Raw genomic sequence first — 23,124 nt, 5'->3', positions numbered from 1 at the left:
AAATTCCATACTTCCTAAACTAGAAAAGTCGCCTGCGCAACATCAGGCGACTATATTAGTTAAATTATTTCAAAATGTTTCAAAGCATCTTTGATTGCTTCTACCTTTTCTGGTGTCGGATGCTTCCTCGGCTGTTTCAATTCCTCTACCGCATTAGGAGCATCGTACATTGGCAAGCCTAAATCTCTTTTTACCTCTGCGATATATGCGGTATGTACCTTGAAGCCGTATTTAGCTTCTATGTACTCCTTTATCATTTTGTAGGTCACTCGTTCTTTGGGCTTATATTCTTCGGCTCTTTTAGCGATATTATCAAGCGGAAGTTTTCCCTCACCCTCGCCAAACTCAACTTTTACGTTGATATGTCCGTCTGGCTTTTTGTGGGAAAGCAGTACTACCGTCTCCACATGAACGGTCTGCGGGAACATATCTACCGCACACGCTTTTTCAACCCTGTATCCCTGCTCCTGTAGAATTACTAAATCCCTTGCAAGACTCGTTGGCTTACAGCTAATATATACAATTCTGTCTACGCCGAAATCAATTATCTTTTGTAAAGCCTTTGGATGAATACCATCTCTTGGTGGGTCAAGAACTATTAAATCCGGCTTGTCCTTGATATCATCAATAACCTTTAACACATCCCCTGCAATAAATTCACAGTTGTTAAGTCCGTTTAATTCAGCATTCTCTTTTGCAGCTTCTACCGCCTCTGCAACAATTTCAACCCCTACAACTTTTTTTGCAACAGGAGCAAGAATCTGTGCAATTGTTCCTGTACCGCTGTAAAGGTCAAATATCATTTTATCATTAGTGCTTCCAACATACTCTCTTGCCTTTGAATAAAGGACTTCAGCCCCTAAAGAATTTGTCTGGAAAAATGAAAATGTTGAAATCTTAAATCTAAGTCCCAATAATTCTTCATAAATTACATCTTCACCATAAAGTACTCTTGTCTCATCACTTTGAACCACATCAGCCAGACCATCATTTATAATCTGGAGTACACCTTTAAGTTCGCACTCTAAATCAAGTTTACATAACTTATCAATTAAAATATTATAATCTGCCGCTGCCTCGCCGTTTGCATCCGATGTTGTAACAATACTCATTATAATCTGATTTGTTTTTACACCACGTCTAATAACCAAATGTCTAAGGTATCCTTCGTGTCTCATTTTATGATAAAATTTTACATTTCTTTCTGCAAAATGTTCTAATACACAAGTCAAAATTTTGTTGTAATCTTTATTTACAATTTTACAATCCTTTGCCGTAACAATATCATGGAAGCTGTCTCTTTTATGTAATCCCAATGCCAAAGGACCATCTTTATATTCATCTCCAAATGAAAATTCCATTTTATTTCTGTATTCCCACTGAACAGGGCTTTTGAGGATTCCTTCAAATTCATAATCCTTATTTGTAATTACTCCGTCTAAAATATTCTTAACCATTTCTTTTTTCAAATTAGTCTGATTTTCGTAATCCATTGTCTGGTAAGAACATCCACCACAATCCGCAAAATGTGGGCAAAGTGGTTCTGCATTTTCAAGTGGTGACTTTTCAAGTACTTCTTTTAAACGTCCAACACATTTGCCTGAACGTTTCTTTGAAACTACAAAACTTACTTTTTGACCCGGAATAGTTCTTTTAACTAAAGCTACACCTTCCTCACCACAATCTACTGTTCCTTTATTTGGAAAATCTATTTTTTCTACCACTCCCTGGTATTCCATTCCTTTTTTCATCTATTTATCCTCTATCTGCTAATATTTTAATGATGCCAGGGTCACAAAGTCTTTCACTCACATGAGCTTGCTCATAAGTGAGTGAAAGACTTTGTGACCCACCCCAATATGAGCATAAAAGTGGGATAATTCCCACGATATGCGAATATTGGATAGGATTGTGAGAGTGCATAGCACGGAACAATCCGTAGGCATCAAAATCACTACTTTTAATCTCACATGAGTTTGCTCATAATTTGGTTTTTTTGCCCCAAACATCATTACAAAATAAGTCCACATACACAATTCGGTCAAATGCTATACATTCCAATTGTTATATGTGGACTTAACTTATTCATCGGTTATTGTTTAAAAAACAAATCTACATGACCTGCCATTCACTATGGTGTAACGATTTATTCTTCCACAAAATCACTTTCATCTTCTTCGTCGTCTTCAAATAAATCATCGAAATCATCTTCAAAGTCATCATAATAATCTTCTGTAATTTTATTGTAAATTGCATAAGCTGCTCCGGCAATTGCTGCCACTACTGCAAGCACTCCAAGTACGATTCCAACTATCTTAACTACGTCAGACTTCTTTTCTTCTTTGCCGATAATCTTACCAATCTTAACTCCCTTGATTAATTCGTCCATATCCGTACTCCTTTCATTACAAGTTATATTTCATAAGAATAGTATATCATTTTAGTGCTGTTTTTACTACAGTTTTTTGAGTTTTGCAAATGAAGCCATCATAATTTTCTGACCTGCTTTGTCAAATGCTACCGTAACCTGATAATCTTTTGGGCCATCCTCAATATTAAGCACTGTTCCTTCACCAAACTTAATATGTTTAACTCTGTCTCCAACTACATAATCAACCGGCTGTTTTGTAATTGTAAATGATTTACCAAATGCAGGTTTTGTGCTAGGTTCACCATACGAAGTTTTCTTAAATGGCTTATTTCTAAATGCATTCTGACTTGCTCTGCTCGCATTTCCAAATTCCTCTTTCTTAGGAATCTGTCCTGCTGCGACTCTGTCTGTTACATTTTTACTATTAATAAGCTGTGTTGGTATTTCCTTTATAAATCGTGAAATAATATTATATCTTGTTTCTCCATGAACCATACGTCTCTTTGCATAACTAATTACAAGATTTTCCTTTGCTCTTGTAATTGCAACATAACACAGACGTCTTTCTTCTTCAATTTCACTTTGGTCTTCGGCACAAATTGCTGAAATTCCCGGAAATAATCCTTCTTCCATTCCACATAAAAATACATTAGGAAATTCAAGTCCCTTTGCACTATGTATGGTCATAAGGACCACATAGTCACTATCCTCATCAAGACTATCTATGTCCGCTACCAAAGCAACGTCTTCAAGAAATCCTGCCAAATCCGGATTTTCTGTTGTTGATTCATATTCTACAACCTTACTTATCAATTCTTCTATGTTCTCGATTCTTGCCTTGCTTTCGTCTGTATTTTCCAAAACGAGTTCTGTCACATATCCTGTATCTTCAATAATCTTATCTACTAATTCTTTTATTGAATGCTCCTGACTGTACTCTCTTAATTCTTCAATAAAATCAGTAAATTTCTTAATCTTTGCTGAAGCTCTGCTAAGTTCAGGATTCATATATGCAAGTTCTAACGCATTATACAAATTAATGTCATGGTCAACTGCATATGCCTGCGCCTTTCCAATAGAAGTAGCTCCGATTCCTCTCTTTGGAACATTAATAATTCTTGCTACAGCAATATCATCCGTAGAATTATTTACTGTTTTCAAATAGCACAAAATGTCTTTAATTTCTTTACGCTGATAGAAATTCTGTCCGCCGATAATCTTATAAGGAACATTTGCCAAAAGAAGTTTTTCTTCTAATGTTCTTGACTGAGCATTAGTTCTATACAGACACGCAAAATCACTATACTTATAGTCTCCTGCATTCACTTTTTTTCTAATTTCTTTTGCAACCATATTAGCTTCATCATAAGCATCTTCCGCCTGGTACAAATCAATCTGGGTTCCTTCTTCATTGTCACTCCACAATGTCTTGTCTTTTCTTCCCTGATTGTTTGCAATTACTCCATTTGCGGCAGCTAAAATATTCTTTGTAGAGCGGTAATTCTGCTCTAACTTAATAACACGTGCATTTTCAAAATATTTTTCAAATGAGAGAATATTTGTAATATTCGCTCCTCTAAACTTATAAATAGATTGGTCATCATCACCTACAACACACAAATTTCTATATTTTGATGCAAGAAGGCGAATCAACTGAAACTGTGCTGTATTTGTATCCTGATACTCATCTACCATAATGTATTTAAATCTTTCCTGATAATAATCCAGCACATCTGGATATTTCTTAAATAATTCTACTGTTTTTACAATCAAATCATCAAAATCTAAAGCATTATTTTTCTTAAGCTGAACCTGATATTCAAGATAAATCTTAGCAACTGTATTTTCTCTCAAATCACCTTTTGTTATCTCTATCGCACGTTCAGGACTTATGAGTTCATCTTTATAGGAAGAAATCTTTCCTGCCACAGCTCTTTCTTTGTAAAATTTAGAATCTAAATTCATTCTCTTTACAATATCTTTTATCAGACTCTTCTGATCATCTGCATCGTAAATTGTAAATCTATTATCATATCCTAAAAATTCAATATATCTCCTCAAAATTCGTACACATGTAGAATGGAATGTACTTACCCATATCTGATCAGCACCAAATCCAACTATGTTGTTAATTCTTTCACGCATTTCTGATGCGGCCTTATTTGTAAAAGTGATTGCCATAATATTCCATGGCGAAACACCCTTTTCTTCTATAAGATAAGCTGCTCTATGTGTAAGCACTCTAGTCTTTCCACTTCCTGCACCGGCAAGAATAAGTAACGGTCCTTCCGTGTGAAATACCGCCATCTGTTGCATATCATTTAATGTATCATATCTGCTCATAAATATACCTTTTTCCTTATTTTTATATTCCACTTAGGCAAACTTTTATATACTTCTGCTATCATATCATATTTTCTAAAAAAATCGAACATATTTTCTGCTATTTGTAATAAATTTTATTTGTAGTTTTCATTACTATGTATTATAATATTTTTTGTACATAAGGAGGTATATATGGAAAGTGATAAAATAATTGAGTCTATATTAAACGACTTTAACTCATTTAACATAGACGATATACCAAACATTGATTTATATATGGACCAGGTAACAACCTATTTAAATAATAAATTTGAGGGAAGCAAACGTAACGACGACGACAAGCTCTTAACAAAAACCATGATTAATAATTATGCTAAAAGTCGTTTATTACCACCTCCCGAAAAGAAAAAATATTCCAAAGACCATTTAATTCTTTTAATGATGATATTTTATCTTAAAAATATTATTTCAATTAATGATATTGATACGGCCTTGTCCCCATTAATTAAAGATTATTTTAATGATGGAAATAATAGTCTTGAAGAAATTTTTAAATTATTTATTCAATATATGAAAGATACTGATGATAATCAGTCAATTATTGATGCGTACGTAAAATCCAATGATTATTTTTCAAATTTGGATAATGAAGATAATAAAGAATATTTGCAGACACTTACGCTAATTGCGACTTTGACTTACGAATGCCTTGCAAGAAAAATGATTATCGAAAAGTTGATTGACTCTCTTCCAAAGGAGGAAAACTCAAAAGATAAATCTGACAAAAATAAGAGTGATAAGAATAAAACTGATAAATAGTAGAATTTAGTGTAACTGTATTTTAAAAGCCTTAAATTTTGTTTCTAATTCAAAATTTAAGGCTTTTAATTTGTATAAGGTAAGACCTTATTTATGAAACTGAATTTTCAAAAAGCGAAGTGTTAATTACTTTAATATTAAATACTATCTTCTAATCCAGACTGCTCAAAGCTAATCATCATATTTGGCTCTCTTTAATACCATATCATAACCATCATTACCATAATTAAGAGATCTGTTAACTCTGCTGATTGTAGCTGTTGATGCCCCTGTGTCTTCTGAAATCTCTAAATATGTCTTTCCTTCTCTAAGCATCTTAGCCACTTCAAATCTCTGTGATATTGATAATAATTCATTTATGGTACATACATCTTCAAAAAATGTATAACATTCTTCCTTTGTTTCCAATGATAATATAGCTGCAAATAAATGATCTACTTCCTTTGTTCTAACTGACTTACTCATAAATTGCCTCCTGTGTTATCTTTTCTCTTTCACATTTTAGCACTCTAAAGTCTGAAAGTCCAGTCATTTCTTATATTATTTAACTCTTACTTTTTTACTCTTGCTCCATTTTCCGTAAATTTTCTTTCCATCCTGTTTTATATAAGCTCTGACCTTAAAATAATATTTTTTATTTGAGCTAAGTTTTTTAAAGTTATAAATATTCTTTTTTATCTGCTTTGTGTTATAGCCATAATATTTTTTATTTGTACTATATTTGATAACATAGCCTGTAACATTAGTCTGCTTTTTAATAATTATTTTTACGCTTCTCTTCTTTTTGCTCTTTGCACTAATTATTTTAGTTTTACTATTCTGAATCTGCTGTATAGAAATGTTATCAATATTATTTACATCAGAAACATTGTTAGTTATGTCTGTGTTATTTATATTACTGTTATTTGTTTCATTATTACCGGCATTTCCATTATTAGTTGTGCTGTTGTTTCCACTATTTCCATTATTAGTTGTGCTGTTGTTTCCATTATTAGTTGTGCTGTTGTTTCCACTATTTCCATTATTAGTTGTCGTTTCTGCATAACTTGGGTCAGGAATTACTGCCGTTGTTGAAAATGATAAATTCGTTATTTTTGCACTAAAACTTCCATTCTGAGCCATTGGATCCCCATCACTTATTCCAAATCCAAATTTCAAATCAAGCTTTCCTGCATAATCACTTGGTATGCTCACTTTTTTCTTATAGTTATATGGCTGGTTTTTTACCAATGTAATGTATTCTCCACTAATTGACTCTTCAGCGTCTCCTGCAATTTTTACAAATACTTTTTTGCTTTCAGTTGAAACTAATGTACATTTTAATACGTAATCATTTCCGGCATAGTACTTTAATCCTTCTATATTCGCCTGAGCACTCCACTGACTATCAACTTGTATTACTCCTGCATCTGTTACATTTATAGTAACCCCATCTGTTACCTTTGCTCCATTAGCAGTTACATTTCCATAAGTTCCACACCATGTTTGTCCAAAGAATGAAGTCCATGCACCTGTATATTCACCTATTGCATCCTGGTTAACTGTAATCGTTGGACCTGTATATTTTGTTGATTCCTCCTCAGGCTTCTGATAAACCCTTACCCAGTCAACTTCCATTGTTGCAGGAAAACCATTTTGATTAATATTATATCCTGGGAGTTGTCCACCTACAGCAAGATTTAATATAATAAATTGAGCTTTTCTAAATTCCTCCATTTCAGACTGTGTTGAAATGGTATATCTTTCATATACATATCCATCAACGTAAAATACGGCACTATTCTCATCCCACTCCATTCCATAAGTATGCCATTGGGTTCTGTCACCCACATCATATTTTTTTCCTTTTGTATCAGCCTGCCTATTTTTACATGACCAATGTAGATTTGCAAATACTGCATTATTATCATTTATTGCTTCCATGATATCCATTTCACCACATTTAGGCCATCCTACAGTGTCGTAATTAGCACCTAATGTCCAAAAAGCCGGCCAAATTCCTGAAAATCTTGGAAGTTTCATTCTAGCTTCAATTTTTCCATATTTAAATTCCTGTTTTCCTTTAGAATTAATTCTTCCTGAAGTATAACTCTTATTACCATAATTTTCTCTTAAAGCATGTATTTTTAACGTTCCATTACTTACTTCAAGATTTTTTGTATTATCAACATAGTACTGAAGTTCATTATTTCCTCCACCATTACCGTTAACTTCTACATTCCAATTATTTCTATTAAGCTCTGTACCGTCAAATTCATCACTCCACACCAACTGGTATTCTCCGTCGGCCTTTACAGTTTTTGTACTTTCGTTTCCAACAATATACATTCCACTGAACGCAATTGTTACAGTGCACAATGACGCCATACATTTTCTAAACCACTTTCTCATATTTCTTTTCTCCTAAATCGTTTTCTCTTTATATATATATATATATTTAAACAAATGAAAACGTTTTTTACAATATTTTTTGTTAATTTTCACCTATTTTCTTACAAATTTGTTTGCTTATATAAATAAAGACCTAATATTTACAATTTTACTTTTGCAAACAATAGGTCCTAATTTATTTACTAAAAACTTTTTTACAGTAATTTTTTTAATTCTTCAACACTAAAATTATAATTTGTGTTACAGAAATGACAATTCACTTCAATGTCCTTACCCTCATTAATCATATCTTTAATTTCAGCCTTGTTAATTCCCATTAATGCCTTTGTAACTCTCTCTTTACTGCAGTTGCAATAAAACTTCGTTGGCACCTTATCCGTTATTTCTACGCCTAAATCTCCTAATACAAATTCTAAGATATCTTCCGGTGTCATTCCCTTTTCAAGCATATCTGTTACTGAAGTTATCTTTGCTATTTTTTCTTCCAATGCAGATATTACTTCTTCTTCAGCAAATGGCATAAGCTGTACTATAAATCCTCCTGCCTGCTTTACTGTGTTATTTTTTTCCATCAGAACACCTAACGCTACTGCTGAAGGAACCTGTTCTGATGTAGCAAAATAATATGTTAAATCTTCTGCGACTTCACTTGTACCAAGCGGCACCTGACTTGAATATGGTTCTTTCAATCCCATATCTTTAATTACAGTTAATGTTCCATATCCAATTGCAGCTCCGACATCTAATTTTCCTGCATAATTTGCAGGAATGATTACATTAGGATTGCCTACATATCCTTTTACATTTCCATGAGAATCAGCTGTTACCGTAACTCCATTTATCGGTCCGTCGCCTTTCATCATAAGTGTAAGGATGTCATTATCACCCTTCATCATAACTCCCATCATCGCTCCTCCGGTGAGAAGTCTTCCAAGAGCAGCTGTAGCAACAGGACTTGTATTGTGATGCTGTCTTGCTGTCTCTACTATATTTCTTGATGTAATTGCAAATGCCCTAATCTGATTATCAGCCGCCATTGCTCTTACAATATAATCTTTACTCATTTAATTTCTCCTTTAATTTTTATTCTATATTTCGTTCTCACAAACGTTTTATCTTTTTGTTTATTTTCTGCTTATTTTCTCTTACCAGATTAATTCTTTTATTATCATTATTCCTTTACTTATTTGCCCTTGCAATCACATAAACCCTTTCCTGATTATCATCTGCAGGATTTTTTGTAAATGCCTCATATGCCGTTATATATTCAAGTCCTGCTTCATTTAAAGCCTGACGTATTTCTTCTAAATAATATGCTTTTTCATAATGATTTTCCGTAAATTTGTCATATCTGCCATCTTCACCCTGAACAAATATTGACAAATTATATTCATTTATGCGCTCATCTTCATAAAATGTATTTTCCCAAATAAAGCTACAGTCTTCTCTGTCTTCCGCTATTACTGACTCTCCAATCTGTTCAAACTTTCCAACAGTATTTAAGTCAAATATGAAAATTCCTCCCGGGTCTAAATAATTTCTTACGAGTTTAAATGTTTCTACAACATCTTCATATTCAGTAAGATAATTTAGCGAATCGCAAATGCTTACAACTGCAGCAACTGTTCCATATAATTCAAATCCCCTCATATCCTGAAGCAAATATAATATAGATGTATCATCGCCTCTTTTTTCCATCGCTATATTAAGCATTTCCTGAGAATTGTCCACTCCAATCATATCATAGCCATTATTTGCAAGAATCTCTGTAATATTTCCTGTGCCACAACCAAGATCCAATACGATTCCATCTTTTATTCCATATTCATTTAACAAATCTATTAAATATTTGCCCCATTCTTCATATGGAATATTATCCATTAATTCATCATAAACTGCGGCAAATCCGGTATAAGCCTCCATATTTTTCTCCTAAAAATTAAGGTTTCTATAAACTTTAAACTCCATACTTATATTATGCTTAAATTTCTACTGTCAATTTTCTGTATAATAAACTAAAGCGGCCAAGCTAACAGCCGGACCGCCCTATAATTATCTTCCACAACAGAATTTGTATTTCTTTCCACTTCCACATGGGCATGGATCGTTACGTCCAATCTTCTTTTCCTTAACGATTGTTCCTGACTTTTTCTGTTCTCTATATAATTCCTTCTGTCTTTCTGGTGTAAGAATGTCATTCCATTCTTCTAAGCCGTATAACCAATCTGCCTTAGCTTCAACCATGTTCTTGTATAACAATTCAGGATCATATTCAAGACTTACTTCTGTATCTTCTTCAAATGTATCAATTGGGTTAGATACCTTTAAGCTATCATTAATTCCATCTAAAAATCCTACCATTGTAAGTACTTCCATATTGTACTTATCAGCAAGTTCTTTAATAGTTCCTTTTACTACAACATCTTTGTTTCCAAGAATATCTTTGTAAACTTCTTTTTCCTGAACAAAATATGCATCCCAAAATGCGTCAAACTGCTGCTGAGTCTGATTCTGATTGTAAGCAATTTCTCTCCAAGTTTCTAATAAGTATTTTTTCTCTGCCATTACGCAAATTCCTCCATAACTTAACTTTTGTCATGATGTAATATACGATAAAAGAATCACAAGAATGTTCACAAACTCTTTATTCTCATAATATCTGAAATCATTTACCTCATCATCATAACTGCTACTTTATTTTTAAATTAATTTGTGTAAACAAACTACGCATACTTTAGATATTATACGAATAATTGAGAATAATTGCAATAAAACTTTTTATTGGATTTTTTCATATCTTTAGATTTATTTTCAGGTTTTCATTTATTTTTCCTATTATTTAATTTTTCATATTAACTTTTTATAAAATTTGTCTTATTAACTATTTATATGTTTTTTCTTTTTAATATTTTTTTACTTCCCACGTACTTTTATTTTTTGACATCTTATTCTATAATACAAAAGTATTTGTGTACAAATAAACAATATTACTTCTCAAATGTTAAAGGAGCGTTCTTATGGATAAATTAAAAAAATTTTTAGTTTTTGCTACAATTGGAATCCTTGCTGTTTTAATTATTGCCTGTCTTGTTTTTGCAATAATGGGAAATAATTCAGCATTTATGGCTTGTGCATGGAGCATCGTTGTTCTTCCATGTTTGATATATGCTATTTTACTGATAGCTAAAGTTTTAGGTAGGAAATAATGGCAATTCGCCATCTGTACTCATAGACCTTCGGTCTATTTCGTCAGTGGCTTCGCCTTTTTAATCTCTTTCTTTTTTGTAACATATACAGATAGGCAATGAGCCACATACAAAAATAGAGAGAGATACTCTCTTGTGAGTAAACTCACATCGTGTATCTCTCTCTATTTTTGTGCGATGGCTCATTGCCTATCTGTATATGATTTCATGTCTTCCAGGTCCGTTTGATACCATTGTGATTGGTACTTCTAATTCTTTTTCTATAAATTCAATGTATTTACGGCAGTTTTCCGGAAGCTTGTCATATTCTGTAATTCCTCTGATTTCTTCTTTCCATCCAGGAAGTACTTTATAAACAGGTTTTGCTTTTGCAAGCTTTGCTGTTACAGGGAAGTCTCTTGTAACTTCTCCATCTATTTCATATCCTACACATACTGGAATTTCATCTAAATATCCAAGTACGTCTAATACTGTAAGTGCAACTTCTGTAGCACCCTGCATTCTACATCCGTATCTTGAAGCAACTGCATCAAACCATCCCATTCTTCTTGGACGACCTGTTGTAGCTCCAAATTCGCCACCGTCACCACCACGGCGTCTAAGTTCATCTGCTTCATCTCCAAATATTTCACTTACGAATTCACCTGCTCCTACTGCACTTGAATATGCCTTAACAACAGTAATAATATCTTTAATTTCATATGGTGGAATACCTGCTCCAATTGCACCATATGCTGCAAGTGTTGAAGAAGATGTAACCATTGGGTAAATACCAAAATCAGGATCTTTTAATGAACCTAACTGTCCTTCTAAAAGAACTGTTTTGCCTTCTTTTAATGCATTGCTGATAAATAATGATGTATCAGCAACATATGGTTCAACGATATCTCTGTACTCATGTAATGTCTTTAATAATTCTTCAGGGTCAATTAATGGTTTGTGATACATATGTTCAAGCATAACATTTTTCATTTCTGCTACTCTATATACTTTTTCTTTTAAAATGTCATCATCAAACAATTCTGAAACCTGGAAACCAATCTTTGCATATTTATCTGAATAAAATGGAGCAATACCTGACTTTGTTGAGCCAAATGACTTTCCTCCAAGTCTTTCTTCTTCGTAAGCATCAAAATCAATATGATATGGCATAAGAATCTGTGCTCTGTCTGAAACAAGGATGTGTGGTTTTGGAACACCCTTTGAAACTATTTCATCTATTTCTTTCTGAAGGTATGGAATATTGAGTGCAACACCATTACCGATAATACATGTTGTATGCTGGTAAAATACACCTGATGGAAGTAAATGTAATGCAAATTTACCATAGTCATTTATAATTGTATGACCTGCATTGCTTCCTCCCTGAAATCTAACGATTATATCAGACTTTTCACCAAGCATGTCTGTAATTTTACCTTTACCTTCATCGCCCCAGTTGGCACCTACTATTGCTCTTACCATTTAGTATCCTCCTAAACTTTGTACCTGGTAAATAACTGTTTACCTGTATTAGTCAAACTCCTAAAATATGGTTTACATAACTAAAGCCCATGGTTTGACCACATACATTATACTATCTAACTGCAAAAAATGCTAGTAAATGTTTATAAACCTTATAAATTTCTTAATCTGCATCCGGTTCTTACACATTATCGGTAAGTATATGCTATAATACTTTTAAATGTCAGATAAGATTTTACAAATATCTAGCACATAACAGTCCGTATATTAAAAAGAAATACAAAATATAAACATATATAAGGAGGATTTTTATGAATTATCGTATTGAGGGAGATACACTCCCGGTTGTAATTATGAATCTTGAAGCCGGTGAAAGCATTATTACCGAAGGTGGTGGAATGTCATGGATGTCACCAAACATGTTAATGGAAACAACTACTAATGGTGGAATTGGAAAAGTACTTGGAAGAGCATTTTCAGGAGATACCTTATTTCAAAATATTTACACAGCCCAAGGTGGTCCCGGTGAAATTGCTGTTGCTTCATGTTTTCCGGGTTCTATTAAAGCATTTGAAATAACTCCAGGCAATGCAATGATCTTACAAAAATCTGCATTCTTAGCTTCATCACGTGGAGTTGAACTTTCTATGCATTTTAGAAAAAAATTAGGTTCAGGTTTATTTGGTGGTGAAGGCTTCATCATGCAAAAGGTTGCAGGCAACGGAATTGTATTTGCAGAATTTGATGGTCATGTTGTTGAATATAATCTTGAAGCAGGTCAACAAATTGTTGTAGACACAGGACATCTTGCAGCTATGTCTGAAAGCTGTCAGATGGATATTAAGACTGTTCCGGGCGTAAAGAACATCTTATTTGGTGGCGAAGGAATTTTCAATACATATATTACAGGTCCTGGAAGAGTATGGCTTCAGACAATGCCTATTTCAAATATGGCATCTACACTTGCCCAGTACATCCCAACATCTTCAAAATAATTTTTGTTTAAATTAAAAATATAAACATAAAAGCACCTACCTTTTACAACTATAGTGTATTATGCAAATTCAAATCTAAAATTTGAAATTGTTTCACGTTTGTTGAAGGATAGGTGCTTTTTATTTATAATTCATTATCTCTAGATTGAATTTTACAAAATAATTTTAACTTTCTTGATTTTATATGACTATGATTTCTCATTATTCAACTTCATGTCATCATATTAATTCTGTAAATCCATGTCATCATCCATTGAATCATTGAAAAATTCATTTCCTCTGATACGTTTTTTATCTCTCTGTTCATCTACATTATCAGAAAGCAAATCTCTTACCTTTACAGCCTCCTTTATAGGTCCAACAATAAAATTAGTTGCTGATTTATCAGCTGAATCACAGAACAATTTGCCAACTCCAAACATTCTTTCCCAAAGACTTGCCTTATATGTAATGTCTGTAATTCTGTAAAGCATGATTTCATCTTCTTTAATGTTTAAAAATCCGCTTTTAATAATAAGTCTCGTATCTGTAAGTGTATATTTTGTAAATGAAATTGGAAGTCCAAATATTGTTCTTTTCTTATCTGACCACAATTCCTTTTCTGCGCTTCTTCGTCCGTTTTCTTCTATTACTCTGCTCATAATAAAACCCTCATTTCTATCTTTGTTATTAATTACTCATTTTATTTTAATAAAATTTCTGTAATATGTAAACTAATTATCTTCTGATAGTCTTTCTCATTTTTTTAATCAACTGGCAAAATCTTTATTCCATATCTTCTAATTTCAGTTTCATCATTCCTGACATTATACATCCGCCTGCTGCCCCACAATCTGTAATTAACTTTATTTGTTCATCTGACAGCTTAATTCCCCCAATTGCATAGACCGGAATGTTTACCGCTTGACACACTTTTTTTAGGAAATCCAATTCTCTTGGTGGAACACCTTTTTTGCAATCTGTTGCAAATATATGTCCTGCACTTATGTATGTCGCACCTAGATTTTGTGCTTCAATTGCTTCCTCTACCGAATGAACCGAAGTCCCTATTATTTTAAATCCTGATAAGCATTTCTGATTTTCTCTAAGTTTAAAAAGAGGCAGATGGATTGCATCACACTCTAACTTTTTTGCCACATTAGGATAAAAATGTAATATGCACTTAACATTATTTTTTTTGCAAATATCAAGTATCTCATTTGCAAGAGTCATATACTCATCCTCCGGCAAATCTTTTTCTCTCAAAATTATAGCTTTTGGATGAAATTTGCATACTATTTCTACCTGCCTGGCTAATGACTTTTCGCTTAAATGTCTGTTTGTAACGCATATAACTTTATCATTTATATATCCGTTTTCTTTGATTTTATTTTCATATGTGTCACTCATAAACTTCACCTACCACAAAAATAAACTCTCTTAACTTCCACTTGTTATACATAACAAATTTTGTGTGTTATGCATAATAAGCATTTATAAGTTTTCTTACTTTTCTAAAATAGCTCATAAACTCCATCTGCTATACATAAATATAGTCACTCATTACAGGTTGCATTCCGACCTTTAATAAATCGTTATAGATTTCATCAACCGAACGTCCGTCAGAGATTTCAAACTGATCATCACCTTTATCTTCAATATCCTTTGCATGACTTCCAATTCCTGTACTAACGCCGGCTGAAATCTTAGTAGCAGCTATCTGGACAAGATTATCTCTGACTCTTGCACATTCTCTTGTTGATACTGTTATGCTGGCAAATGGCATAAATAATCTGTATGCGCATACAACCTGCAAAAGCTGAGTCTCGTGAACATCCATAGGATTAATTCTATCGTTATTAATAATCGGTCGCAATCTTGGACACGAAAACGCAATCTCTGCATGTGGATATTTTCTCTGTAAAAGATATGCATGATATCCTGTAGCAAATGCATCTTTTCTAAAGTCATCAAGTCCTAAAAGTGCACCGAATCCAACACCTCTCATGCCACCTTTTAATGCTCTCTCCTGTGCATTCACTCTATATGGGAAAATTCTCTTATGCCCCGCTAAATGCAAAGTTTCATATTTGTCTGAATTATAAGTTTCCTGAAATACCGTAACATAATCAGCTCCACATTCATGCAAATATGCATATTCGTCTGAGTTTACAGGATAAATTTCAAGTCCGATTACCTTAAAATATTTTCTTGCTATTTTGCAGGCATTTCCAATATATTCAACTGTTGATTTTGCACGGCTCTCCCCTGTTAAAATCAAAATTTCCTGAAGTCCTGTATCAGCGATTGCCTTCATTTCCCTATCTATTTCTTCATCATTAAGGCAAGCTCGTTTTATTTTATTGTGGCAGTTAAATCCGCAGTAAATACAGTAATTTTCACAATAATTTGCAATATAAATTGGTGTAAACATATAAGTGCTGTTTCCAAAATGTTTTCTTGTTTCTATCTGTGCTGCCTTGGCTATCTCTTCAATAAATGGAAGCGCTGCCGGTGATAGTAACGCCTTAAAATCCTCAACACATCTTTCTGTATTGTTAAGTGCTCTCTTTACATCATATTCTGTATATTTGTCATAGTCATAATTGTTCATTTCACTAACTACTTTATTCATTATCTCTGAACCTATGTTTTCCATTCCCGGCAAATATTCCATATGATTAATTCTATTTTTCTTCTGGTCTTCTAAAATCTGTTCGCTTAAAATACTCTCATTTACATGATTGTTATTCTGTTCATTTTTCATTTTTTAAAGCCTCCTGTTAATCATGCAAGAATCCTGTTAATGGTGATGATGCACTTGCACCTTTTTCTATAGTTTGTCCAAGTCCGGCTAAATATGCACTTCTTCCGGCCTCAATTGCTTTCTTAAATGCTTCAGCCATAACTTCCACGTCTCCTGAAGTAGCAATTGCCGTATTTGCCATTACAGCAGTAGCTCCCATTTCCATTGCCTCACACGCCTGTGAAGGTCGTCCAATTCCTGCATCTACAATAATTGGCAAATCAATTTCATCTATAAGTATCTGGATAAAATCTTTTGTTGCAAGTCCTTTATTTGAACCAATTGGAGCTCCTAATGGCATTATGCAGGCTGCCCCTGCTTCTTTTAACGCCCTTGCTGCATTCAAATCAGGATACATATATGGCATAACAACAAATCCTTCTTTTGCTAAAATTTCTGTTGCTTTAATCGTCTCATAGTTATCCGGAAGCAAGTATTTAGAATCATGAACTACTTCTAATTTAACAAAATTGCCACATCCCATTTCTCTTGCCAGACGTGCAATTCTTACTGCTTCATTTGCATTCCTTGCTCCTGATGTGTTAGGTAATAATGTAACATTGTCCGGAATATAATCCAAAATATTTGCCATTCCACCTTCATTTGCACGGCGAAGTGCTAATGTAACAATCTGTGTCTGTGCTTTTTCAATACATGCTTTAACTAAATCAAGAGAAAATTTTCCTGATCCCAAAATAAAACGAGATTCAAACTCATGTCCTCCAATTGAATATGTATCCTTATTCATAATGTTCCTCCTTTAACACTGCTTCTAAATCAAAATCTTAACTCTACAATATTCTTAAAATAAATGTTGCAATTACCTATCGCTATAATTTTTCCTGCTTAAATGTCACAGTTTCATATCGCTATAATTTTTCCTGCTTAATTAAGCATCTTAGCCTGACATATTATATTTTCAAATCAGCCTCCACCCATAAAAGTTAGGATTTCAAGGCAGTCTTCGTCTTTTAAGTATGTTTTTTCATACATATTTTTTGGCAAAATTTTTTCATTTAATTCAACAACTATATGCGTCTGAACATATCCGTTTTTTTCTAAATACTCGCTTACTGTAGTTGATTTATTCAAAACAAAATCTTTTCCATTTATCTTCATTATTTTCCTCCTTCCATATCACTAGCCAAATAAAAAAGGAGTCCACAAAGAAACTACACCCGTGGTGGTGTACCCCTTCATGAACTCCTGTTCAATCTCAACTGTACAATATTTAAATTTAAATTATTTTAATTTAATGATGTCAAAATTGTATGAATGCTTTGTATATTATCTCCTACAAGCCACACTTTTTTCTAACATCATTTACTGTTCTTAAGTCTTGACTTTATTTAATCTATTTTAGACTCGTCTTAAAGTATAAAATACATAAATTTAATTGTCAACATGCTTTATTGGCTTAAAATTGTTGCTTATACTAAATCTATTTTTTCAAAAGCAATTTTTTTGACAAATTACATAATTGATATAATTTTAACTTTCTATTTTTGCTCAATAACAGGATTTTTATACAATTCTTTCTATATTTATGCAGTTTTTGGAATTGCGTACTTTTTCCTACTATGGTATACTAGTGAAGATTTTAAGTAGAATATAAATATTTATTATGTTAAGGAGTTTACTATGTACAAAATTTTAAGAAGAAAACAGCTTAACGATACAGTTGTACTTTTAGAAATAGAAGCACCTTTTATCGCAAAAAAAGCAAAAGCTGGTCAGTTTATTATTCTTCGTATTGATGAATATGGTGAAAGAATGCCTCTTACAATCGCAGATACAGACCCTGAAAAAGGTTCTGTAACAATCATTTTCCAGATTGTAGGTCAGACAACAATGATTCTTTCTAAGTTAAATGAAGGAGACGCTTTATTAGATTTTGTTGGGCCATTAGGTGCAGCAACAGAATTAGACGGAGTAAAGAAAGCCTGCGTTATCGGTGGTGGTGTTGGATGTGCCATCGCTTACCCATCAGCTAAAGCTTTATTTAATAATGGTGCTAAGGTTGATGTTATCGCCGGATTTAGAAATAAAGATATCGTTATTCTTGAAGATGAATTCAAGGATGTTTGCGACAATTTATATATAACAACTGATGATGGTTCTTATGGCGAACAGGGATTTGTAACAAACAAATTACAAAGCCTTATCGATGCCGGAAATGACTATGATTTAGTTATCGCCATCGGACCTGTTCCTATGATGAAATTCGTTGCAAAAGTAACAGAACCATACAATATTAAAACTTTAGTTTCATTAAACCCTATTATGATTGATGGAACAGGTATGTGTGGTGGATGTCGTGTTACTGTAGATGGAAAAATTAAATTTGCATGTGTAGACGGTCCTGACTTTGACGGACATAAAGTTGATTTTGATGAATTAATGAAACGTAATTCTACATATAAAGAAAAAGAAGCTCACGACAAAGAACATTGTCGTATGTATAAAATGGCTGGAGGTGACAAATAATGGCAAATATGTCTTTAACAAAAGTTCCTATGCCTGAGCAGGAACCAAATGTAAGAAATAAGAATTTTGAAGAAGTTGCCATGGGATACACTCCTGAAATGGCTATTGAAGAAGCAACAAGATGTTTAAATTGTAAGCACAAACCATGTGTAAACGGTTGTCCTGTAAATGTTAGAATTCCTGAATTCGTTGAACAGGTAGCTGCCGGAGAATTTGAAAAAGCTTATGAAATCATTACAAGCACAAACGGGCTTCCTGCTGTATGTGGTCGTGTATGTCCACAGGAATCACAGTGCGAAGGAAATTGTGTTCGTGGTATAAAGGGTGAACCTGTAGCAATCGGACGTTTGGAAAGATTCTGTGCTGATTACCATATGGCAAACAGCCTTGCTGCACCGGAAAAACCTGTTAGCAACGGAAGAAAAGTTGCTGTTATCGGTGCCGGTCCTTCAGGACTTACATGTGCCGGAGATTTAGCTAAGAAAGGTTACCAGGTTACTATATTTGAAGCATTCCACAAAGCCGGTGGTGTTTTAGTTTACGGTATCCCTGAATTCAGACTTCCAAAGGCTATCGTTCAGAAGGAAGTTGATAACCTTGCTGCTCTTGGTGTTGACATTGAGACAAATATGGTTGTAGGTAAGGTTCTTTCAATCGATGAAATTTTTGATATGGGCTATGAAGCATGTTTCGTAGGTTCAGGTGCCGGACTTCCATCATTTATGGGAATCGAAGGCGAAGCTTTAATCGGTGTTTATTCAGCAAATGAATACTTAACACGTGCTAACCTTATGAAAGCTTACTTACCTGAATATGATACACCTATTATTAAGAGCAAAAATGTTGCTGTTGTAGGTGGTGGTAATGTTGCTATGGATGCTGCAAGAACTGCAAAGCGTCTTGGTGCTGAAAATGTATACGTAGTTTACCGTCGTGGTATGGAAGAAATGCCTGCACGTAAGGAAGAAGTTCATCATGCAATTGAAGAAGGAATCATCTTCAAGAACTTAAATAATCCTGTAAAACTTATCGGCGACGAAAATGGTCGTGTTTCTAAAATGGAATGCGTTAAAATGGAACTTGGTGAGCCTGATGCTTCAGGAAGAAGACGTCCTATCGAAGTTGAAGGAAGTAATTTTGAACTTGATGTTGATACAGTTATCATGTCAATCGGTACTTCACCAAACCCATTAATCAGAACAACTACTGAAGGTTTGGAAGCAAATAAGCGTGGATGTTTAGTTGTAAACGAAGAAACTCTTCAGACAACACGTGAAGGAATCTACGCAGGTGGAGATGCTGTTACAGGTGCTGCTACTGTTATCCTTGCTATGGGTGCAGGAAAACAGGCTGCTGAAAGCATTGATGCTTACTTACAGAATAAATAATTAATTAATATATAATAAAATGCCAGGGTGTGTTTAAATGCGTAGCGTATGACAATCCGTAGGCATCAAAGTCAAGGATTTTTGACCCCGACTATTTAAAAAAGACCTGCTCAATTTAATATACATTTATAATCTTAAATGTATATTAAATTGAACAGGTCTTTTTATAACTTATGCCATCAGTTATTTTTCATTATTATCATCTGTTGTTTTTGCCACAATATAACGAGGTCTCATCTTTACTTCCTCATAAATCTTTGAAATATAGAAACCAATTACACCTAAACTCATCATCAAAATACTACCTATAATAAGTAAAAGTAAAATAACTGTTGTAAATCCTTCTAATGATTTTCCACTAAAATATTTCACTAATGAAAAAATTCCAAAAATAATAGAGAACGCAAATAAAAACATTCCACAACCTGTAACTATCTGCATAGGTGCAACTGTAAATGACGTAATATTGTTAATTGCATATTTAAAAAGAGATTTAAATGACCATTTAGATACTCCGGCTTCTCTTTCCTGCACATCAAATTCCACATATGTAGTTTTAAATCCAACCCATGATGACAATGCTCTGAAAAATATCTGTCTTTCAGGTAAAGCAATAAACGCATCAACAACCTGTCTGTCTAACAGTTTAAAATCTGATGCCCTTGACATATCAATCTTTGTTGCATCACTTATAATTTTATAAAATGTCTTTGCAAACAATTTATGAATTGCACTTTCTTTTCCTCTTGTCGCCTTTACTCCTTCAACAACCTGAAATCCCTGTTTCCAAAGTTTATACATTTCCACTAAAGTTTCAGGTGGATGCTGCAAATCGCAATCCATAACTGCGCAACAATCACCATGAGCAAATTCAAGCCCCGCAAATACTGCTCCTTCTTTTCCAAAATTTCTTGAGAAGCAAATTCCTTTAACTTTTGGATTAGCCTTACTTGCTATTTCAATTTCTTCCCATGTATTATCTTTTGAGCCATCATTTACAAATACTATTTCATAATCTATATTATTTTCCTCTAAAATAGTTGATACAACATTTGCTGTTTTATGAAGCATCGCTCCCTCATTGTATGCCGGAATTACCACCGATAAAATACTCATTTTTTTAGTTTCTCCTTGTAGTCCAATTATTTTTAATACTGCATTAGTAAATACTTATCATCTTAATTGCTTTATTATTTATTTTAAATCTTCATATAGTCAGAAAACTTTCGTTTTTAACTTATTCTTCACTATAGAAGATGGCACATTTGACAGCTTTATGCCACCCTTTTACCATTCTTTCTACCTTTTTTTTATCCATAGCAGGCTCAAATGTTTTTTCAATTCCCATATTGGCTTTTATTTCTTCCTTGCTTGCCCAATACCCTGTTGCAAGGCCTGCAAGATATGCTGCACCTAAACCTGTAGTTTCAATTACATTTGGGCGTGCTACATTTGTCTGCAATATATTTGACTGGAATTGCATAAGAAGGTTATTTGCGCAAGCTCCTCCGTCTACTTTTAACGAATTAATTGAAGTATCTGAATCACTTTCCATTGCCTTTACCAAATCATATGTCTGATATGCCAATGACTCAAGTGTTGCCCTTACAAAATGTTCTCTGCTTATTCCTCTTGTAAGTCCTACAACCATTCCACGGGCATTCTGCTTCCAATATGGAGCGCCCAAACCTGTAAAAGCAGGTACAACATAAACTCCATTTGTATCTTCAACTTTAGAAGCCATATCCTCACTCTCCGGTGCACTTTCCACAAGTTTCATTTCATCACGAAGCCACTGAATCGCTGCTCCCGCTACAAAAACACTACCTTCAAGTGCATACTCAACTTTTGCATCGGTTGATGCTGCTATTGTTGTAATAAGCCCATTTTGCGATTCAACAGGTGTGTTTCCTGTATTCATCAATAAAAAGCATCCTGTTCCATATGTATTTTTAACATCGCCTTTTTCAAAACATCCCTGTCCAAACAATGCTGCCTGCTGGTCTCCTGCCACTCCTGTAATCGGAATATTATTTCCCAATATATCTTTGCTTGCATAACCAAATATTCCACTTGAAGTTTTAACCTCAGGAAGCATTTGCTTTGGTATGTTTAACAATTCAAGCAATTCATTATCCCATTTCAATTCCTTAATGTTAAATAACATTGTTCTTGAAGCATTTGTATAATCTGTTACATGAACACTTCCACCACTTAATTTCCATATAAGCCATGTATCAATAGTTCCAAATACAAGTTCTCCCGCTTCCGCTCTCTTTCTCACTCCGGGAACATTGTCTAAAATCCATTTAATCTTTGTCCCTGAGAAATAAGCATCGGGAATCAATCCTGTCTTTTTCTTTATCAAATCACTCTTTCCCTGTTTTTCCAAATCATCAATAATATCAGCAGTTCTTCTACACTGCCATACAATCGCATTATACACCGGTTTTCCTGTATTCCTGTCCCACACAATTGTAGTTTCTCGCTGATTAGTGATTCCTATTGCTTCTATATTATTGCCACTAACTCCAGCCATATTCATTACTTTTCTTATTGAAAGTAACTGTGTCAGCCAAATTTCTTCCGGATCATGTTCAACCCAGCCGGGTTTTGGAAATATTTGTGTAAATTCCTGATTTGCCTGAGCTATTATTTCACCTTTTTTATTAAACAAAATGCATCTTGAACTTGTAGTTCCCTGATCAAGTGCCATAATGTATTTTTCCATATGTAACTTCGCGTAACCACAAATACTCATCGCACAGAAATATCTGAATTACGCTCCTCCTTCATTATTTATCACGTTCTAAAACTTATATATAATTGTACCATATTTTATTAAGATGAAATATTAATATTTTCTTTTTATATTGTAAATTTATTCTTTCTA

General features: G+C 33.6%; 21 protein-coding genes. 5 read left to right on the top strand and 16 right to left on the bottom strand.

Annotation, left to right across the window (positions count from 1 at the left end; translation table 11 throughout):
* Nucleotides 1-59 precede the first annotated feature (59 nt).
* From rlmD to pcrA, 3 genes are all read right to left on the bottom strand, one after another.
* Complete coding sequence (gene rlmD, locus DWW96_RS07830; protein WP_117910042.1) at nt 60-1,751, bottom strand: 23S rRNA (uracil(1939)-C(5))-methyltransferase RlmD; 1,692 nt, start codon at nt 1,749-1,751, stop codon at nt 60-62.
* Nucleotides 1,752-2,146: 395 nt separating this feature from the next.
* Nucleotides 2,147-2,389, bottom strand: a complete 243-nt coding sequence (locus DWW96_RS07825) for a hypothetical protein (protein ID WP_117910041.1) — start codon at nt 2,387-2,389, stop codon at nt 2,147-2,149.
* Between the two features lie 66 nt (nt 2,390-2,455).
* Nucleotides 2,456-4,714 (bottom strand): DNA helicase PcrA, encoded by a 2,259-nt coding sequence (gene pcrA / locus DWW96_RS07820; protein ID WP_117910040.1) that lies wholly within the window; start codon nt 4,712-4,714, stop codon nt 2,456-2,458.
* A 174-nt stretch (nt 4,715-4,888) separates the two neighbouring features.
* Here pcrA and DWW96_RS07815 point away from each other — a divergent pair, with 174 nt between their 5' ends.
* Complete coding sequence (locus DWW96_RS07815) at nt 4,889-5,515, top strand: DUF1836 domain-containing protein (RefSeq protein WP_117910039.1); 627 nt, start codon at nt 4,889-4,891, stop codon at nt 5,513-5,515.
* 171 nt (nt 5,516-5,686) lie between these two features.
* Here DWW96_RS07815 and DWW96_RS07810 read toward each other — a convergent pair whose 3' ends face one another.
* The 5 genes from DWW96_RS07810 to DWW96_RS07790 all read right to left on the bottom strand — a co-directional run bounded on the left by DWW96_RS07810 (nt 5,687) and on the right by DWW96_RS07790 (nt 10,471).
* Nucleotides 5,687-5,980, bottom strand: coding sequence for a YerC/YecD family TrpR-related protein (locus DWW96_RS07810; RefSeq protein ID WP_022088956.1), 294 nt, complete (start codon nt 5,978-5,980; stop codon nt 5,687-5,689).
* A 75-nt stretch (nt 5,981-6,055) separates the two neighbouring features.
* The gene (locus DWW96_RS07805; RefSeq protein WP_117910038.1) at nt 6,056-7,906 is read right to left on the bottom strand and encodes a family 16 glycosylhydrolase; all 1,851 of its coding nucleotides are present in this window, start codon (nt 7,904-7,906) and stop codon (nt 6,056-6,058) included.
* Between the two features lie 194 nt (nt 7,907-8,100).
* On the bottom strand, nt 8,101-8,970 hold the full coding sequence (gene hslO / locus DWW96_RS07800; protein WP_117910037.1) for an Hsp33 family molecular chaperone HslO: 870 nt from the start codon (nt 8,968-8,970) through the stop codon (nt 8,101-8,103).
* A gap of 115 nt (nt 8,971-9,085) precedes the next feature.
* Nucleotides 9,086-9,829 (bottom strand): class I SAM-dependent methyltransferase, encoded by a 744-nt coding sequence (locus DWW96_RS07795; RefSeq protein WP_117910036.1) that lies wholly within the window; start codon nt 9,827-9,829, stop codon nt 9,086-9,088.
* A gap of 129 nt (nt 9,830-9,958) precedes the next feature.
* Nucleotides 9,959-10,471: an SEC-C metal-binding domain-containing protein gene (locus DWW96_RS07790; RefSeq protein WP_022088960.1), complete on the bottom strand. Its 513-nt coding sequence runs from the start codon at nt 10,469-10,471 to the stop codon at nt 9,959-9,961.
* 452 nt (nt 10,472-10,923) lie between these two features.
* Between DWW96_RS07790 and DWW96_RS07785 the strand changes: the two genes are divergently transcribed.
* Complete coding sequence (locus DWW96_RS07785) at nt 10,924-11,112, top strand: hypothetical protein (protein WP_117910035.1); 189 nt, start codon at nt 10,924-10,926, stop codon at nt 11,110-11,112.
* Between the two features lie 189 nt (nt 11,113-11,301).
* Here the strand turns inward: DWW96_RS07785 and DWW96_RS07780 are convergent, their stop codons facing one another.
* Entirely contained in the window at nt 11,302-12,576 is a 1,275-nt protein-coding gene (locus DWW96_RS07780) for an adenylosuccinate synthase (protein ID WP_022088962.1), read from the bottom strand.
* A 311-nt stretch (nt 12,577-12,887) separates the two neighbouring features.
* Between DWW96_RS07780 and DWW96_RS07775 the strand changes: the two genes are divergently transcribed.
* The gene (locus tag DWW96_RS07775) at nt 12,888-13,571 is read left to right on the top strand and encodes a TIGR00266 family protein (protein ID WP_022088963.1); all 684 of its coding nucleotides are present in this window, start codon (nt 12,888-12,890) and stop codon (nt 13,569-13,571) included.
* 224 nt (nt 13,572-13,795) lie between these two features.
* On the opposite strand, the gene DWW96_RS07770 is transcribed toward DWW96_RS07775, so the two are convergent.
* The 5 genes from DWW96_RS07770 to thiS form a co-directional block, all read right to left on the bottom strand.
* A complete protein-coding gene (locus DWW96_RS07770) occupies nt 13,796-14,212 on the bottom strand; it encodes a PH domain-containing protein (RefSeq protein WP_022088964.1) in 417 nt (138 codons plus the stop codon).
* Between the two features lie 124 nt (nt 14,213-14,336).
* On the bottom strand, nt 14,337-14,960 hold the full coding sequence (locus tag DWW96_RS07765) for a thiamine phosphate synthase (protein ID WP_117910034.1): 624 nt from the start codon (nt 14,958-14,960) through the stop codon (nt 14,337-14,339).
* Nucleotides 14,961-15,090: 130 nt separating this feature from the next.
* On the bottom strand, nt 15,091-16,227 hold the full coding sequence (gene thiH, locus DWW96_RS07760; RefSeq protein ID WP_347496338.1) for a 2-iminoacetate synthase ThiH: 1,137 nt from the start codon (nt 16,225-16,227) through the stop codon (nt 15,091-15,093).
* Nucleotides 16,228-16,333: 106 nt separating this feature from the next.
* Nucleotides 16,334-17,104 (bottom strand): thiazole synthase, encoded by a 771-nt coding sequence (locus DWW96_RS07755; protein WP_117910033.1) that lies wholly within the window; start codon nt 17,102-17,104, stop codon nt 16,334-16,336.
* Nucleotides 17,105-17,280: 176 nt separating this feature from the next.
* The gene (gene thiS / locus DWW96_RS07750) at nt 17,281-17,475 is read right to left on the bottom strand and encodes a sulfur carrier protein ThiS (RefSeq protein ID WP_022088968.1); all 195 of its coding nucleotides are present in this window, start codon (nt 17,473-17,475) and stop codon (nt 17,281-17,283) included.
* Between the two features lie 522 nt (nt 17,476-17,997).
* Here thiS and DWW96_RS07745 point away from each other — a divergent pair.
* Both DWW96_RS07745 and gltA read left to right on the top strand, forming a co-directional pair.
* Complete coding sequence (locus tag DWW96_RS07745; RefSeq protein ID WP_117910032.1) at nt 17,998-18,843, top strand: sulfide/dihydroorotate dehydrogenase-like FAD/NAD-binding protein; 846 nt, start codon at nt 17,998-18,000, stop codon at nt 18,841-18,843.
* Nucleotides 18,843-20,231, top strand: coding sequence for an NADPH-dependent glutamate synthase (gltA, locus tag DWW96_RS07740; protein ID WP_022088970.1), 1,389 nt, complete (start codon nt 18,843-18,845; stop codon nt 20,229-20,231). Before DWW96_RS07745 ends, gltA begins: the two co-directional genes overlap by 1 nt.
* Nucleotides 20,232-20,414: 183 nt before the next feature.
* Here gltA and DWW96_RS07735 read toward each other — a convergent pair whose 3' ends face one another.
* Nucleotides 20,415-21,347 (bottom strand): glycosyltransferase family 2 protein, encoded by a 933-nt coding sequence (locus tag DWW96_RS07735; protein WP_117910031.1) that lies wholly within the window; start codon nt 21,345-21,347, stop codon nt 20,415-20,417.
* 121 nt (nt 21,348-21,468) lie between these two features.
* Nucleotides 21,469-22,962: a glycerol kinase GlpK gene (glpK, locus tag DWW96_RS07730; RefSeq protein ID WP_117910093.1), complete on the bottom strand. Its 1,494-nt coding sequence runs from the start codon at nt 22,960-22,962 to the stop codon at nt 21,469-21,471.
* Nucleotides 22,963-23,124: the final 162 nt, after the last annotated feature.

It is taken from the genome of Eubacterium sp. AF17-7, from assembly GCF_003461285.1.
GTDB classification, from domain to species: Bacteria; Bacillota; Clostridia; order Lachnospirales; family Lachnospiraceae; genus Eubacterium_U; species Eubacterium_U album.
The sequence above is the reverse complement of the archived record's forward strand: the minus strand, read 5'-3'. Positions and strand labels throughout refer to the sequence as shown.